This is a genomic window from Streptomyces sparsogenes subsp. cuspidosporus, assembly GCF_039532705.1.
Taxonomy (GTDB): Bacteria; Actinomycetota; Actinomycetes; order Streptomycetales; family Streptomycetaceae; genus Streptomyces; species Streptomyces sparsogenes.
In genome coordinates this window covers 353,263-370,540 of sequence record NZ_BAAASD010000002.1, presented here as the reverse complement: position 1 = coordinate 370,540, position 17,278 = coordinate 353,263, and the positions used below count along the sequence as shown (strand labels likewise).

Below are 17,278 nucleotides of genomic sequence, written 5' to 3'. Positions count from 1 at the left end.
TAGTGCCTGGTCAGTCGGACACCGGCCGGTTCGCGGACTGTCCGAGGGGGCCGTCGCACAACTCGGGCCAGTCGAACGGGCCCGGCGCCACCGAGTGGCCGCGCAACACCTCGTCGATCCGGTCGAGCGCCGCGCGGTCCGCGGAATCGAGTTCCGCGGCGCCGGGCTCGGGCTGTGCGTGCGGCGTGGTGAGGGGGACCTCGCGCAGCAGAATCAGCGGCGCGCCGCCCTCCTCACGTACATCGAGCACCCGCAGCAGGGTGCCCGGCGGGAACACCACCTCGTCCCGGGCGGCACCCGCTGAGCGCTGGTCGGTCAGCTGGCGCACCCGGCGCCCGGTGACCGACGAGATGACGTACTGCGCACCGCGCGGGCGCGGCGCGCCGGGCGCGAGCGGCAGCGCGCACACCGGCGCCGGATCCCGCAGCAGGTCTCCGGGCGCCGGCCCGTCGGCGATGCCCTCCGCCCCGGCGCCGCGGAACGCCACACCGCGGTACGAGGGCAGCCGGCGCAGCGCCGAGGCGAGGCAGGCGGCGTACGGCAGCAGCGGCCTGTCGCCACCGCGGAGCGCGCGGGCCAGCTCGTCGTGGCTCAACTCGCCTTTGGAGGTGGTCAGATACAGGTGCAGCGCGATCAGGTCCGCGCGCGCCGCCTCCTGTTCCTGCCCGCGCAGCGCGGGCATCCGGGTGAGCATACGGCCCACGGCGGTCCCGTGCCTGTCCCACACCGCCTCCGCGAGCGCCCGGAACGCGCTGCGTTCGGCCTCGGTGCTGATGTGGCCGGGCCGGAACGGCACCGGCGGCAACGGAGCCGCCACCCGCCGCACCGGTGGCGCGGGCGCGGTCTCGGTTTCCGGGTCGGTTTCCGGTTCTGGCGCGGTTTCCGTTTCCGATTCCGGCGCGGTTTCCGGTTCCCGTTCCGGCGCCGTTTCCGGCTCCGGCTCCGGGTCGGACTCAACGCGCTCGGGTTCGGGCTCGGGCCCCGCCGACTGCTCCGTCCCCGTGGGCTCGGGCCCCTTCTCGTCCGGGTCGCCGGAACCCGAGGACACGCTCATCATCGGCGGCCGCGCCGGAGGGGGCGGCGGTACGTACACATCCTCCTCCGCCCCGGGCGCCGGGGGCGCGTCGGCCGCCGGGGTGGCGTCGATCGCCGGGTGGCGGTCGGGGACCGTGGGTTCCCCGGGGCCCGGCGGCGTACCAGGCGCCGCGAGGGTGCCCGAGTCGGTGTCCGCGCCGGACCCCGCGCCCCTGTCGGGCGACGGGGCGGGACCGGACGCCGACGAGTTGTCAGGCGCCGGGAACGAACCGGCCGCGGCCCAGAAGTCGCGCCCGAACCGCGGGCCCGACCCCGGGTTCCGGCCCTCGGCCGGTGAGGCGCCGGGGACCGACTTTACGTCGCCATGGGGCGGAGCCGCGCTGGGCGCGGAGGCCGGAGCGGGCCCCTCTTCCGGACCGGGGCGCGGTGCCCGGGGCGCGCCCTGCTCCGAGGCCCCGTCAGCCGACGGAAACGAGCCGCCGGACACCGGAGACGGGCCGCTCACGCGCGACGGCCCGGGCCCCGACCGCGGACCCGGACTCGGGTCCGCGCCGGGCGGCGAGGGCCTGCCCGGCACCGGGGGGTCGCCGGGCGCCGCCGGCCCGCCGGGGGACGGCGGCATGTCTCCGGACAGGCGGGGGCCGGCCGGCGGAGCCGTACCGCCTGCCGGGCGCGGGGCGGGAAGTCGGCCTGCACCGGGTCGCGGGCCGGTGCCGGGGGCCGCTGGGGTTCCGGGCGTCGGGCGGGGGGCGGGGCCGTGGCCCGGCGTCGGTGCCGGGCCCCTGCCGAGGTCCGGGCCCCTGCCGAGGTCCGGGCCCCTGCCGGGGGCCGGGCGGCCGCCGGGTGCCGGGTGGCCTCCGGGTGCCGGGTGGCCTCCGGGTGCCGGGCCCCTGCCGGGGGCCGGGCGGCCGCCGGGGGCCGGGCGGCCGCCGGGCTGCGGGGGTGTGCCACGGCTCGGGCGCGTGCCGGGCGCTGAGCCCGCGGCGGCGGCCGAGCCCGTTGCCCCGGCCGGGGTGGTCGGACGGGGTGCGGGGGCCGCGGCGGCCGGACGGGACGCGGGGGTCGCGGGAGCCGAGCCCGGCGCGGCGGCCGGACGCGGTGTGGGGGTGGCGGCCGAGCCCGGCGCGGCGGCCGGGCGGGGGCCGGGGAGCGAGGGCGCGCCGACGGCCGGGCGGGCGCCGGCAGGGGTCGGGTGGGCGCCTGTGGTGGGGTGGGCGGCCGGGCGTGGGGCAGTGCTCGGTATCGGGCCGGGGGCTGCTGTCGGGCGGGGGGCGGAGGCCGGTCGGGGGGTGAAGCGGAGGGTTCGGACACCGTGCCGCGCCGCGATCGCGCGCAGTTCGCGGCCGCCGTCCGTGTTCGTGCCGTGCACGTACAGCCGCGCCCGGCCGCGCACATCGGCCCCCAGGCTCTCGAGGAGCCGGGTGAGTTCGGGCCACAGCGACGGGTCCAGCGCCTCGCCGGGGCGGCCGACCTCGATGGCCGGGCCCTCGGCGTCCACATCACGGGTCGAGGTGGCGGGCGCCTGGCCGTCGCGTTCGGTGATCCACAGGCCCGCCCGGGTCACCGTGATCTGCCAGCGGTCGGAGAGCCGGACGATGCCGTGCTCGACGTTGCCGGGGCCCGGCAGCGGCGGGGTCCAGCGCAGCAGGCGCGGGCTCGGGGCGGGTTCGCCCTTCGTCGAGGGGGCGCACACCACGGCGTCCACGAAGGGCCGCCACCGCGGGGTGCCGTCGGCGCCGACGAGTACGGCGCGGGCCGCGCCGCGCTGCGCGGGGCCGCCGGGGGCGAGGAGCGGCAGGCCCGTGTAGACCACGATCTCGGTGTCGAGCAGGTCGGCGGCCGACTGCCCCGTGCGCAGGATGTCGCGGGGGCTGCCGGGCGCGAGCCGGACCCTGGACCACAGGGCCTGGGGCAGGGCCGACAGCACCTCGCCGACGTCGGAGGCCGACACGTCCCCGCCCTCCGGGACACCGACCAGCACGGTGGGGCCCCGGGGGTCGACGGGCACCGAGTAGCACAGGTCGCCGCGCTGGGGGGCGGTCGCATGCGGGGAGCGGGCCAGCAGCCCCGCCGGGATCTGTTCGATGACACAGCCGCTGTCGGTGCGGGCGGGCACCTGCTCGACCCCGGGCTGCCAGGCGGGGGCGGGCTGACGGGTGCCCAGGGCGACCGGTTGGACACCCGGGGAGAAGCTCCACCAGCCCTTGCGGGGTGGCGGATCGGGCTGGACGAAGAGCCATCCGCCGGGAACGATCTGGACGTCGCCGTCCGGGGCGATCACCTCCAGCTCCCACGCGTCGGCGACCCGCCGGGCCACGGACGGGCGGTCCGGCCGCTCCTCCCCCGCGCCGGACATGACGAGCCGTACGGTGCCGGTGCCCGCCTCGCGCAGTGAGTCGAACACCTCCCCCAGGCGCTGCCAGAACTCCTCCACCCGGGGGCCGGACGCGGGCGTGGCGCCGGTCACGATGGTGGCGATGCCCGTCTCGGGGCCCAGCAGCTCGACGAGTTCGTCGACCTGCGTCTGGCTGATCGTGGTGTCCTGGGCGGAACGCAGGAGTATCAGAGCGCCGTACTCCTCGGCGAGCATCACCTCGTCCGGCCCCGCCCCGAGGGCGTCGGCCCCCGGGGCATCCAGCGAGGCGGGGGCGGCCGCGGAGGGCCGCCGGTCACCGCGTCCCGCCTTGCCCCGGCCGCCGAACCAGCGCGGCCGGCCACCGCCGGAACGGGTCACGTCGTCTCTCCTTCGCACTCCGGCTCGGCCGGGGCGGCACACCGGCGGGGGGTCTCGCTCATGCCGTTGTCACCTGGTCGTCGTCCCATGGGATTGAAGTGCCCGGGGCTGCCGGGGGCTTGGAGTATACGAAGTGGATATGGCAAACACGTGTCCCTGTCCAGCTACGGGCGGCAGAACTAGATGTTCCACTCGTGATCGCCACCGGCACGACACGGTTGGGTCTCGAGTGTGGCGATGACTACGTTCTTCATGGTGGAGAAGAGGGTGTCGGCCGTCACCGGGTTGCCATCCGAGGGCGTGTTCTCCGAGGACGCTCCCGGCGCCGGGCGGAGGCGGACGCCTCGGTCACCGGCTCTCGCCCGTCCGGGAGTCCGGTGCGGTGTCCCCGCGGGTCACCATCGTCGGCCACTCGACCCCGGCCTCCCCGGCCTCCCCCGCCGCGGGCTCCTCTGCGGGCTCCTCCGCGGGAGCCTCGGCCGCGGCGTTCATGATGTCCGCCAGGCCGTCCGTGGTCATCACCATGCTGACCGGGGCGGAGCTGTTGATGCACAGGCTGTGCCCCTCCGGAAGCCGCTCCAGAAGCGCGGGCACCCGCACCCGCTCGAACCCCAGCCGGCCGGCCGCGTGCAGATAGCGGGGCGAGGTGTAGATGGGGACCACCGCCCCGCCGTCCGGCGCCGACGCGCTCACCGGTTCGCCGTTCGCCGTCACCAGCACCGCCACCTCCGCCTTGGCCAGCGCGGCGGTGACGGCCTCCGCCGGACCGTAGCCGGTGGTGGCGAGCTGGATGGCGGCGTCCACGTCGTCCTCGGGCTCCGGCCAGCCGAGCGCTTCCGGGGAGGGCTGGTAGCTCTCGTTGTCCTGCCACTCCACGATCTCGCCGTCGTCGTCGGAGCGCCACTGGCCCACCACCGCCCAGTCCGGCGGCGGGCCTTCGCCCTGCCACGCGGGGTCGGTCAGGTACAGCCAGTGGTTCGGCGCCAGTTTGGCGGCCTTGACGAACTCCTCCGGCGGCTCCGGAGCTTCAGTGTCGTCGGCCTCCCCTGACACCGTGCCGTCGGGGGACGTCCCGGGTTCCGGGGAATCGGCGGCCGGCTCGAACTCCGCGGAACCGGCCGGCCGCTCGGCCGGTTCGGATGGGGTGACCGCGGCGGAAGCGCCGTTGTCGCTCATGCTGTCCTCGCTTACTGGGCCGATGGTGCTCAACAACTGGGAATGCTCGGCATGGTCGGTGATGTGGGCGCGCCCGCGCGGGGTTGCCCGGTGTGCCCGCCCCGTCCCCCGAGGCGCGTGGCGCCCCATGGAGATTACGCCCGCCCTCAGCCATGCCACGTGCCGGGGCGGGTGCCCACGGGCGCGCCACCGGGCAAGGGCGCGCCGCTGAGCACGGGTGGCACCGGGAGCGGGGCGTTCGTGGGGGTGGCGGGTTCGACCGGTTCCCTGAGGACCCAGCTCGCCGCCGTCGGCTTCGCCTCCAGCGGCGAGGGGGACAGGGACAGGACCGGGTGCTGCGCCCCGCTGGGGCGGGCGATCCCCGTGGTGCCGCTGGTGACCGTGGTGGGGCGGCCCAGCCGCTCGGTCAGCATGTCCGCGAGGCGGGTGTCGTAGAGGCCGGGGATGTCCAGCACCAGGACGCCGTTGAGGCGCCGGTCCACGAGTTTGGGATGGTAGGCCATCAGCTCCACGAATTCCTCGAACGGCACCCGGAAGACCGGTTTGTTGCCGCGGAAGCGCAGGCGCAGGGCGTCCGGGTCCGACGGGTCGTAGGACGCCCGCACCACGAAGGGCACGGCCCGCTCGTAGCCGGCGTCGTCCTGGCCGGTCCACGGGGCGTCCTCGAGGCCGTCGGGCGTCTGGATCCTGGAGGTGTCCAGTCGGGCGATCCTCGTCCCGGTGGACCAGTCGTTCCCGGCGTTCTCCCCGTTCAGCAGCGGGTCCTTCAGCCGGCAGGCCCAGGAGAAGGGCTCGGCCGCCTCCAGGTGGAACGCGGCCAGCACATGGAAATCGGCGGCGTCGCGGCCACGCGCGTACGCCTTGGCGACCAGCCGCCACAGCTCCTCCCGGCGCGCGGCGTCCACCGGGTCGGTCGCCTCCAGGTGGAGGGCCTTCCGGGCGAGCCCGTCGACGTCGAGACCGGGGCGATAGAGCAGTTCATGGGTCTTGACCTGGGCCCAGAACGCCCGGGAGCGATGGCCGTCCTCCACGTCGGCGGCGCCGACCCCCAGCATCGGCCCGACGACGCCGTCCCAGGCCGCTGCCGACAGGGCGCCCTTCCAGGAACTGGCCGCGTCCACGGCCGGCGACAGCGTCACGAAGTCGCTCAGGCGCGTGCCGTCGGCCGCGTTCGCCGCTTCCAGGAGCACCGCGCGGTAGTCCGCCCGGCGCGGACCCGTCTGACCCGCGGGGCGCTTCGCCGCGACGATCCGGTGGAACAGCTCCATCGTGAACGGGCCCGAGGCGTCGAACCGCCCGTCGGCGTGCCACATCCGGTCCAGCGCGGCGGCCCCGCGCAGCAGCCTGGCGTACTCAGGATCCTTCTTGACGCGCACGGCGTCGTCCACCTCGTTGCCCAGCGCCAGCTTCAGCGCTCGCACCAGCCGCAGCGTCCGGTGCCGCTGCGGTCCGGACACCCTTCCGTCCGGGCCGCCGAAACCGATCGCCCGCGCCCGGCGCTTCAGCTCGGCGGCCCGCGGCTCGGGGAAGAACTTCGCACGCTCGGACCGCCGCCCCTGGGGATCGGTGAGCATCGCGCGCAAGTAGACGCGGCGGTTCCGCGGCCCGGTCTCCGTGAGCCCCGCTATCCGGACGGTGCAGCGCACCTTGCGCCGCAGCCCGTTGGCGTAGTACTGACCGACTGGCACGTTCTCCAGCGGGTCGGCGACGAACGGCCCGGGGAAACCCGTACCGGCGTTGTCGCCGAGGGGTATCCGGGTGTTCCTGGGCGAACCCGCCCAGCAGATCTCCAGGTCGGCCCAGTAATCCGCGGGGATGACGGACATGCTGTTCCGCCGCGCGCGGGCCCATCGCTGCGTCCCGGGACCGTCCAGCATCCGCGTGCTGCCGTCCCACATCGGGACCGCGATGCCCCCCGCAAATCCGTGGCCGCCCTGGTAGACCCCCGGGGCGGCCTCGTCCGGGTCCGCCGGCGTGAAGCTTGTGGAGCATTCGCCCGTGGCGGGGTTGAAGTGGACGAACGACGTCACCTCGTCGATGCGGCGGAAGAATGCCTCACGGAAGCCGGCCAGTTCGGCGGGGGTGAACATGACGCGTCCGAACTGCTTCCTGGTCCGATTGCTGACCATGGGCCAGGTCTGCACGTCATGGTGCCAGGCGGGCACGTCGTCTGGGGAACCGGGGTCCAGGTCGGGAGGATTGGGCACCCAGTCGCCCTCGGGATCCCCCTTGTGATGGACCACCTGGAGCTTCGCAGGCTTCCCCTGCTCGACAACGAGCCCCACATCGCCGCTGTGCGCGTACACCAGGCGGCCGGTGCGGAACGCGAGCCGGCGCGCCAGGAACAGCAGGCCGCGACCCGCATACGGGACGGCCAGCACGATCGGCACGTCCTTCGGCAGCTTCGACAGCCCCGGGTCGTGCGCCATCAGCTCGGCGAACTCGTCGATCCCCAGGTCCCGAGTGGTGCGGTCCGGCCACGGCACCACGATCTTGCGCGGGTCCCCCGCCGCGGCCACGACATAGGCGGGTTCGTCCCAGTCCCACGGCTGGTCGTCCAGCCACTCGGCGGTGGCCGTGCCCTGTTTGTCCTTCTCGACCAGATCGACCTCGGAGGTGTCCAGCTCCGCGGCGCCCGAGCCCGTCCAGTTCACGCCCGCGGGTTCCCCCGGTCTGTCAGCGTCGGTGAACCGGTGGCGGTCGTCCAGTACGCCGCGCCGCTGGGCGTGGAACGCGCCCAGCGCCGCCAGGCCGGTCGCCCGGCCCGCCTTGTCCGCCTCCAGCACCAGGTCGAACAGCTCGTCCCGGACGCCCTGGTCGACGACCGTGCCTGGGAGCAGGTGGAGGATGAGCCTGGCGAGTGCGGACACGTCCATCGGTCCGTGGCGCATGCCCTTTTCCCGGCGGCGCAGCCGGTCCAGGGTCTCCGCCGCGTCCGCGCGGGGTTCGGTGGTGATCCGGATCAGCGTGGGCCGGGGGAACTGGGCGACCCTCTTGTTGGGGGGGACTTCGGGGAGGCCGTACTTCCGCAGCTCGAAGTCGTGCGGGCCCAGGCGCGACTGATCCGCCGGCAGGTCCCGCTGGAGGGTGGCCAGCGCGACGGCCAGCTCCTGCGTCAGGTGCGCGTACACGGCCTGGGCGCGCCGCGCACCGCGCTCCCGGGCCATCTCCTGCCGGGCCGGCAGCTCGGCGTTGGACCGTACGTCGTTGCCGAAGCCGACGATGAGGACTTCCGGCAGGGGTGCCCCGGCCCGGTGGTTCCGCAACCCGGCCAGGGCGAGGCGACGGGCCAGCCTGCGCACGTTCGCCCTGTCCGCGTCGGGCAGCGCGGTCGATCCCCGCACGAACCGCACCCCGGCCGTCGGCGGCAGCGCGGTACGGGAAACAGGCTTCGAGACCGGTGCTGAGCGGTGGGAATCCGAATCGGAGTCGGAGTCGGAGTCGGAATCGGAGTCGCTGTCCTCGGTTCCGGACGAGCGGGCGTCGTCCGAGAACAGGCTGTCCGCCGAGTCGGAGGACTCGGACGCCGAGTCGTCCAAGGCGTCCGGCATGTCGTCGTCGGAGTCCGACTCCGCCGACGTCTCGAAGTCCAGCAGGTCGGCGTCCCATGCCTCCCCGTCCAAGGACGCCGCGGCCGTCGACACGACCGGCCGGGGAAGCGGGGCGGGCGGGGCGGCCTCGGTCCACCGGGGCCGCAGGCCCAGCTCCCGCCGCAGCGTGTCGGCCAGTTCCCCGGCCGACCGGGCGTTCGGCCCGTGGACGAGCAGGTGCTCGGCGACGTTCCGTACCGCCTCGCGGAACACGTCCCCGGCGTAGCGGACGTCGGCCTGCGCCGCGTACGGCGGAAGGGGCAGCACCAGGAAGGCGGCGAGCTCCCAGGCCCGAGCGGCATCCAGGCCCGAGCCCTCCGGGACCCCGGGGCTGCCTTGCTCCCCGGGGCCGTCCTGCGGTCGCGCGCCGTCCTGCGGGGCTACGTTGTCCTGCGGGGCCGGGTTGTCCGCCGGGGCCGCGTTCTCGCGCGCCGCGGTGGCCTTCGCGAACTCCGCGTACGCCGATCGCCACAGCCGCCGCGACACCTCGGCCGCGAGCGTGTCGAGCCCGTCCGGCCCCGGGCCGGGCCGGTGCAGCAGCAGCCGCACCTGGTCCTGCGGGGTCAAACGCCCTGCCTGGAGCCGGTCGCCGCCCATGACGGCTTCCAGCTCCAGCGCGGGCGTCAGCTCACCACCCGCGGCCCGCAGTTCGGCGACGGTGACGTACTCGTCCGGGTCCAGGCGCGGCGCGCCCTGGCTCAGGTCCTCGGCCGTCACCTGGCCGGCGAGCCACCCCCGCAGGTCCTCGCCCAGGGCCGGAGCCGGGACCGCGACGGTGTCCCGGGGCGTGGTGGCGGCGGTCAGCTCGGCCGGCGGGACGCCGAGGCCGTACAGCCGGGCCACGGCGTCCTCGAGCCGCGCCAGGGCGTCCTCCAGCCGCCCGGCGGCGTCCGTGCCGGTGTCCGTGGCGGTGTCCGTGGCGGCGTCCGCCGCCTCGGCGAGAGATGCCAGCGCCCGGGTGTGCTCGTCCCAGGCGAGCGCGAGGGTGTCGGCGTCCTGGCGGCCGTCGTCCGGGGGCGGCGTGGCGGTGGCGTCGTCGGCGGTGGCGTCGTCGTCTCCGGGCGGCGCGGCCGGAGTGTCGGCGGGCTCCACGGCGTGCGGCGCCGCGCGACCGATCCCGTAGGTGGCCACGGGGCCGCCCGCGGGCGGCAGCGCCCAGGCGGGCCCCGAGGCCGGCGGCGTGAGATCGCCCGGCCTGATGAGGGCCCAGTCGGACGGCTGAGGCCGGCGCCCCCACGCGTCCGGCGCCATGTACACGGTGTATGTCCGGGACCCCGGCCGGCGGTGGATCCCGGTCCGGCCGGAGGTGGCCCAGACTCCGCGGCCCGAGTTCCGCGCGCCCTCCCCGGCGAGCGTCCCGGCGAGGGGCGCCCCGGCCGGGGGCCGGGCGCCGTCCGCCACCATGAGGATGTCGGCCTTCCAGGGCGCGCCGTGCAGCATGGCGTCGCGGAAGACCAGTTCGCCGAACTCCTGCCCCGGCACCGGCGCGCCCAGGACGCCGCCGTCGAAGACGTACTGGAACGGGGCCGGGTGGCCCGGTGCGTACCAGGGGGCGGGGGCCGTGCCGACCTCGACGAGCGAGCCGTCGGGCGCGTAGTCCATGAGGGTGATGACACTGGCGTCGAAGTCGCCGTCCAGTCCGGCTGAGCCGTGGCTCAGGTCCCGGCCGTTGATCGCGCCCGCGGTGTTCCTCCCGAGCGTACGGTCCGACAGGGCGCCCGCGCTCTCCAGGTGGTAGGCGGCCAGCTCGGGCAACGTGAAACGGCCCACGGCCAGCGCCTTGCGCGCCAGCGCGACCGCCTCGTCGAACCGAGCCGGGTCGGGGCGGCCGAGGTGCAGCACGCCGGCGGCGAACTCCGCGCCGTCGACGATGTTGTCCAGCAGCTCCAGCAGCCTGACCTCGGTCCACAGCAGCCAGGACAGCTCCGCCTCGCCCACCGGCTGCCCGGCCCCGAGGCCCAGGACCTCCCGGGCCATGGCCTCGGCGGCCGGGGTGCCCGCCGCGGGCAGCCGGTTCAGCGCGGTGGTCACGTGCGGCAGCGCGGCGAAGCCGCCGAGCGGGCGCCCGGGCCTGGCCTGCCACGCGGCGTCGGCCCAGGCCAGCACCTCCTGGATGTGCTCGGGGCCACCGGGCCGCGTGCCGGGCCGGCCCGGCGGGAACCGGCGCACCACCCGGTGCAGCAGGTCCAGGGTGAACTTGCGGTTGCCGTCGCGGTCGAGGTCCGGATCGCGCTCGCGCATGCGGTCCAGCGCGCCGAGGCCCCTGAGCAGGTCCGGATAGTCCGGCCGGAGGTCCACGTCCGGGTCGTCGAATGCCTCGCGCAGCGCGCGCACCAGCCGCAGCGCCCGGTCGCGCGTCGCCTCGGACGCGGGGCCGGCGCCGTGGTGCAGCCCGGCCGTCCGGGCCCGCTCGTCGAGCGCGGTGTCCTCCGGCTCCGGCGGGAACTTCACCAGACGGTCGCCCTCCCCGCGGGCGTTGGTGAACAGGGCTACGGCCAGGGTGCCGTCCGCCAGCGTCGGCGTGGCAACGCGGTGGAGGGGGCCGTACGCCGTCGCCTTGGTCTCGTTGGCCACGTCCTGTCCGACTGCCACCACGGCGAGCGGGTCGGGGACGAACGGCAGCGGGCCGTCGTACATTCCGTGTCCGATGACGCCGCCAACACCCGGCCGCGCGGCGGAGAAGCAGATCAGCAGCGCCTGCGAGCGGCGCGGCGACACCTGGGCCAGGGAGAACCAGCGGACCACGGCACGGGCGTGGTCACGGCCGCTCATGTCACGGCGCCCGTCCCGCGTGATCCAGGAAACGACGCCCGGGAAGCCGTGCAGGGCCTCGTAGACGGTCGTGCCGAGCGGCCAGGGCACGTCCCGCTTCGCGCCATACGCATGGAGCTGGGCGTTGTAGGTCACCAACGAGGTCGCCGTCGGCACCCGCGCGGCGCCCAGCAGCCGAGTCCGGCCCCCGTCGTCGTCGGCGCCGAGGTCGGCCGAGACGAAGCCCGTCACCCAGCCGTCGGCGTCGGGGAGGGGGAAGGTGTCCGCGTCCCGCACCCAGTCGTCCGTCCCCGGGCCGGCGGCCACGGGCCCGGGATGGGACATGAAGAAGTCGCCCCGGGGCCGCCCCTCCTCGTCCAGCAGGCCCAGCACCCGGTGACCCGCCCGGCCCGGAAGGTCCATGACGGTCAGGAAGCCGCTGGTGGACACCACGTTGCGGTTGTGCCGGGTGGCGAACGCCCGGGGCCGGGCGACGATCCGGCCGAGGCCGGGGATCATCAGGGCCACCATGACGTCCCAGGGGAGGGCGGCCATGACCGGGTCGAGCGCCATCAGCTCGTTGAACACCTCGAACGGCACATGGCGCGCGAATCCCGCGCGGCCCCGTACCAGAATCCGGTCCTCGCCCGAGGTGGCGAGGAAATAGGGGTCGGGGCGGCCCGGCCCGGAGGCCCACAACGCCGGCCGGACGTCGCCGACGGTGCTCCCCCCGTCCCGGCGGACCATCACCGCGGTGGTGCTCGGATCCAGGCCGGCGGGGATAGGGCTCCCGGTCCAGTTGATCCCCCGCGGACGGCCCCGGGTGTCGGTGACGCGGAAGCGGTCGTCGAACACGCCCCGGTCCACGAGGTACAGCGCGCTCAGGCCCGCCAGGCTCGTCACGTTCCGGGCCTCGGGCGAGGACGCCAGCCGGATCAGCTCGGCGCGCCGGTCGCCGGTCACCCGCTCCTCGGGGGCGAGCAGCAGTACGCGGCGGGCGAGCCGGTCCATGTCCAGCGGGCCGTGGCGCAGCTCGGGGTCGGCCGACCGGAGTTGGTTGAGCCGGGCCCGGGCGGCCGGTTCACCGGGCGTGAGCCAGACCGTGCGGCCCGGCGAGGAGGGGCTGCCGACGGCGCGGTCGGGCCACTGCCACCGGCCTCGGGGCCGTCCCCGGGAGCCCGCCCACGGCCCGGTCCGGTGGGTTCCGGGCCGGTGCCGGTTCACCCTGCCCGGTCCGGGCCTGTGCGCCTGTCGGGGTGCGGGGCCGCCGGGTGCGGTCCCGCCGGCCGCGGGGCGCCCGCTGTAGGTGGGGCCGGGTCCGGTGGCCGGATCGCCGGTGGAGGTGCCGGGGCCGGTGGTGGCACGGCCGGCGGGGGCCGTGGTGGAGGCGAACCGGGGGGCCGCGGTGCTGCCCTCGTAGTGGTCTCCTCCCATGGGGCGCCCGCTCGCGTCGACCACTCTGCTGTGGAAGAGCTCGATCTCCCATGCGGCGCTCGCGGGACCGATCCCGCGCCGCATGCCGCGCAGGCCCGGCCGCCCGTCGGCCCGGCTGTGGGACGAGGCGATGTCGATCCGTACGTCGAAGGCGTGCGCCAGCAGGTGGGGGAAGATGTCGCCGATGTCGGAGTTCCAGCTGTTGTCCCAGTCCAGGACCGCCGCGCGCAGGCCGGACAGCTCCTTGTCGTCCAGCGGGGTGTGCCGGAGGACCAGGTCGCCCATCTCCCCGCGCAGTTGCGCCCTGCTCGGGAACCGGCTCTGGTCCGGTACGGGGACGCCCAGCTCGGTCAGCCGGGTCACCAGCGCGACCTCGTCCATCCGGTCCACGGCCGCGGCCAGTCCGCCGGGCACCGAGTTGCGGTACTGATGGACGATCTCGACCGGCAGCCGTCCCCGGCTCGCGGTCAGGTGGTCCGCGACGAACCGTCGCATGGCGTCGAGGACATGGCGGTCCGAGGGGCCGGGCGCGGCGGCGCGCGCCAGGTCGGCCCGGACCCGGGCGGGGTCCGACAGCCAGGCGTACGCGTCCCGGTCGGCGGTGGACCGGCCGTCCGCGGCCAGGCCGGGCAGGGCGTCGCGGACGAGCAGCGGGCCGCTCGCCAGGAACGCGTGCAGCAGGCAGAAGCCGTCCCCGGGCACCGGCAGCGGCCGCCCCCGGGCCCAGCCCGGGGTGCCGCCCACCGGCGACGTCATGATGGGCGACCGTGGCGGCGCCTTGGGCGGTGCCCCCTCCGGCGTCGTCCCCTCCGGCGGCGTCGAGACCTTGGGTGTCGTCCCGTCCGGCGGTGTCTCCTTCGGCAGCGTCCCGTCCGCCGGTGTCTCCTCCGGTGCCGGCCCCTTCGGCAACCGCGGCGGGGCCTCGGGCATCGTGGCCGGCGGCACCCTGCGCGGCCGCTTGGCGGAGGGCGGCGCCGCTCCGAGCGGACGAGCGTGCCGCTTGGCCCCGGCCCGCGGACGGGGCCGCTTGCGGCCGGTCGCCGGGCGGGGGGTGACGCCGGTGGTGGTCGTGACGCCGGTGCTCGGGCCGGCGGAGACGAAGTCGGCGGCGGTGCGCTGCCGCCCGTGCCGGTCGGGGCCCAGGGCGATGGTGGTCCGGCCGTCCTCGTCGGTGTAGAAGTCCGCCATGCCGTAGGCGGTGTGCACCTTCACGCCCGTGCTCCGCGCGACCGCGTCCAGCAGCTTTTCGACAACGGGCCCCGCCGCGGCGGGGTCGGTGCGCGGGAGCAGCAGGACGATCTCGCCGCCCGCGCGGCGTTCGGGGTCGATGTGGAGCAGGTGGGCGAGGTCCTCCACGGGGACCCGCCCGGACAGCAGCCCCTCACCCAGCGGGCCGTTGAGCCGGACCACCCAGGGCGCCGGGCCCTCCGGCCGGTCCCAGGGCGCCGTTTCGGTGGTGTCGAAGGTGAGCCTGCCGTCGGGCCCGGCCCCGACCAGGGTGACCTGGCTCAGGTCCAGGTCCAGGGCGGGGAGGGGCTGGTCGCCGTCGCGGCCCATCGCCGTGCCGTCGAAGCGGCGGATGACCCGCTCCGGCGTGAACAGGCCCCCGGTCGCCAGGTGGAACGTGGCCAGCCGCGCGCTCCGGCTCGCGTCGATCCCGACGTCGGTGGCCCGTTCCAGCAGCCGCACCAGCTCCCGGCGCCGGGCCGGGTCGGGGGCGTCCAGGTGCAGGACGCGGGCGGCGAGGGCGTCCACGTCGTATCCGAAGTCCCGGACGACGGTCGCCCCGCGCTCCGCCAGACCGAACCCGGCCAGCACCGCGAGGCTGGGCGCGGCGGCCATCTCGGGGGCCAGCGCGATGCCCAGCAGTTCGTCCCGGTGCGCGTCGGTCACGGGCGTGTCCGGGTCCAGCATCAGCACATGGCGGGCGAGCGCGTCCATGTCCAGCGGGCCTTCGCCGAGTTCGGGGACCCCCGCCCGCAGCGTGTCCAGCAGGTCCAGGGCCCTCCGCAGGTCGCGGGGGCGGACCAGCGACCGGCCCTCGGCGTCGGACCGGCTGCGGGTGCCGGCCGGGGGCATGTCCAGGCCGAACGGCAGGCCGTCGTTGACCGGCCGCCGCCGTCCCCGGCCGGTGGGCGGGGGCTTCGGCGCGCCCTTGCCGCCGGGCGGTCCGACCGGGGGCAGGTCGACCACCGGCGGGGGCGGCGCGGGCCGGGAGGGCGGGGGCGGCGCGGGCCGGGAGGGCGGCGGCGGGGCCAGCTGGGCGGGCGGCGGGGTCGTCGCCGAACGGGCGGGCGGGGGCGGCGCCGGCTTGGTGGTGCGGAAGTTCCAGGGGCCGCGCGGGTTACGGGCGTCTCGGGGCATCGCCGCGAGGAAGTCGCCGCCGCGCTCGTACAGGACGATGGCGTTGTCCACGTCGTCGGACGCCGTGCCGAAGGTGTCGATCGTGCCGTTCTCGTGCACGTAGGTCACGTGCAGGTTCATGTGCTTCGCCACCAACTCGGCGGCGAGCAGGGCCGTACCCCGGCTCCAGCGGCGGGAACTCCGCAGGTGGGCGCGGATCAGGCCGTCCCGCACCCAGTCGGGCGGCGGCGGCCACGACTCGGGCAGCCGGCCGCCGCCGCGCCGGAACTCCCGGCGCCGCACGGCGTCCAGCGGGCGGAACCCGGCCTCGTACAGCTCGTCCTCGGTGAACGTGGCCCGGGGGTCGAGCTGGGCCGTCCGCGGCAGCGGCGCCGTGTCCATCAGCTCGGTCAGGTCGTCGATCACCTCGAACCCGCGGCCGCCCGTGGGGGCCGCCCCCAGGGCGACGGCGATCGCGGAGTAGAACAGGTTCCCGTCCCCGGCCAGGGGCGTGACCAGGTCGTAGGTGTAGCCGTCGGGGTCGGTCAGGGTGAGGATGTCGGTGGCCGCGTCGAACTTGGGCTGCTCCGCGTAGGTCTCGTCTTCCAGGCCCTCCCACGTCCACGGACGGGTGGCGTGGGCGGTCAGCAGGGAGTCGTCCGCCGGAGGCTGGGGCTTCGGCGGCGGGGGCGGGCCCTCGGCCACGGCGGCCGCTTCCACGGCGCGGAAGTGCCGGTCGGCCACGTACAGCACGACGCGCTCGGCGCCGGAGGACAGCGGACGGTCGGGGTGGGGCGAGAAGTCCTGGTAGGTGCCGTCCTCGCGGACGACGCGCACGCCCACCCCGTACATCCGGGCGGCGAGCGCGGGGAGCAGGTCGGCGGCGCTGTGGTCCCAGCCGGTGTCGTTCGCGGCGTCCGCGGCGCGCCGCAGCTGGGCGGCGGCGAGGCCGCGGCGCTGGGCGGGGCTCAGCGGCTGGTAGCGCCGCTCGGGGCCGGGGCGGTCGCCGGCCGAGTGCGGGATCACGCCGAGGGCGTCGAACTCCCGGCGCTGCGGGGTGTCGGTGCCCAGGTCCAGGGCCGCGGTGTCCAGTTCGGCGGCGGTGAAGGTGTCCGTCTCGTCCGGGGAGAAGTACGCCAGCAGCGGCGAGTCGTCCGGCAGCCCCTCCACCGCGTCCGCGAGTACGTTCCGCAGCCCGGCGGCGTCGAGCGGGGCGCCGTCGGCACCGGTGCGGGCCGCGGGCAGCGCGCGCTGGAAGGCGCGGTAGAAGGAGTTGTCCTGGGGGACGTCCAGCAGCCGGTGGGTGGTCCCCTCCGGGGACTTCAGCGCGGGCGCGCCGTCGCGGAGGGAGGTCACCTCGGTGTACCGCGGCGGCGTGCCGGAGGTCTCGGGCTCCTCCCGGAACATCGTGTCCGGGGTGTCATGCCGCCGGTCCGTCCCCGTGTCGGACCCGTCGGACCTGTCGGTGCCGGTGTCGTCCCCGGTGCTCCCCGGGTCGGAGGTGTCCGGCGCCGGGGCCTTACCCTCGGTCAGGTCCTCGGTCAGGTCCTCGGGCGTCTCCTCGGCGATGGGGTCCAGCCCCGACGGCGGCTTCGGTGCCGGCTTGGGCTTCCGCGCCGGCTTCGGCTCCGCCGACGGCTCCTCCGTGATGGAGTCCAGCTTCGGCGCCCGCACCAGCTTCGGCTTGTCGGAGTGCTTGGCCGGGTTCTCGGTCCGCTCGGTCTTCCCCGGTTCCCAGTCCGTCACCTTGGGCTCGGGCAGCCCGGCGCGGGTCGGGACCGCGCCCTCCTCGCCGCTGGGCGGGTCCTCGGGCAGCCGGTGCCAGTGCGTGAGCCGGTCGGTCTGGGCGCGCAGGTGGTGCAGGGCGTCCGCCGCGTTCTCGGCCTTGCGCTCCTGGCTCCGCACCGCCGTGATACGCGCCTCCATGGCGCGCTCGGCCGCCCGGAACGCCTGGGCCGCCGCGTGGGCCGCGTCCCGCGCGCCCGCCACGCGCTCGTCGGCCACGGCCGTCCGGCGCTCGAAGGCCCCCCGCGCCTCCGCCTCCATCCGGTCCCGCTCCCGGCGCCGGATGGAGCCGACCAGGTCCTCCGCCTCGGACAGCGCCAGCCGGGCGCTTTCCAGCCGGGCCTCGGCGGCGGCGCGCCGCGCGGGCGTGGTGTCGTCCGTCAGGTCGGTCAGCAGGGCGTCCTGGAGGGTCTGCCGCGCCCCCTCGGCC

The 17,278-nt window shown here is 76.2% G+C and carries 3 protein-coding genes (1 of these 3 cut by a window edge); all 3 read right to left on the bottom strand.

Features of this window, described 5'->3' with window-relative positions:
- Positions 1-10: 10 nt before the first annotated feature.
- Positions 11-3,769 carry a hypothetical protein gene (locus ABFY07_RS03950; RefSeq protein WP_346173068.1) on the bottom strand — a complete coding sequence of 1,253 codons (3,759 nt, stop codon included), beginning with the start codon at positions 3,767-3,769 and terminating at the stop codon, positions 11-13.
- A 348-nt stretch (positions 3,770-4,117) separates the two neighbouring features.
- Positions 4,118-4,822, bottom strand: a complete 705-nt coding sequence (locus ABFY07_RS03945) for a type VII secretion system-associated protein (RefSeq protein ID WP_346173125.1) — start codon at positions 4,820-4,822, stop codon at positions 4,118-4,120.
- A gap of 269 nt (positions 4,823-5,091) precedes the next feature.
- Positions 5,092-17,278, bottom strand: the final stretch of a protein-coding gene (locus ABFY07_RS03940) for a lonely Cys domain-containing protein (RefSeq protein ID WP_346173067.1). Its footprint extends 30,020 nt past the window's final position; 12,187 of the gene's 42,207 nt are visible here — the last part of the coding sequence; its start codon lies beyond the right edge, outside the window — the gene reads right to left on this strand; it ends in the stop codon at positions 5,092-5,094.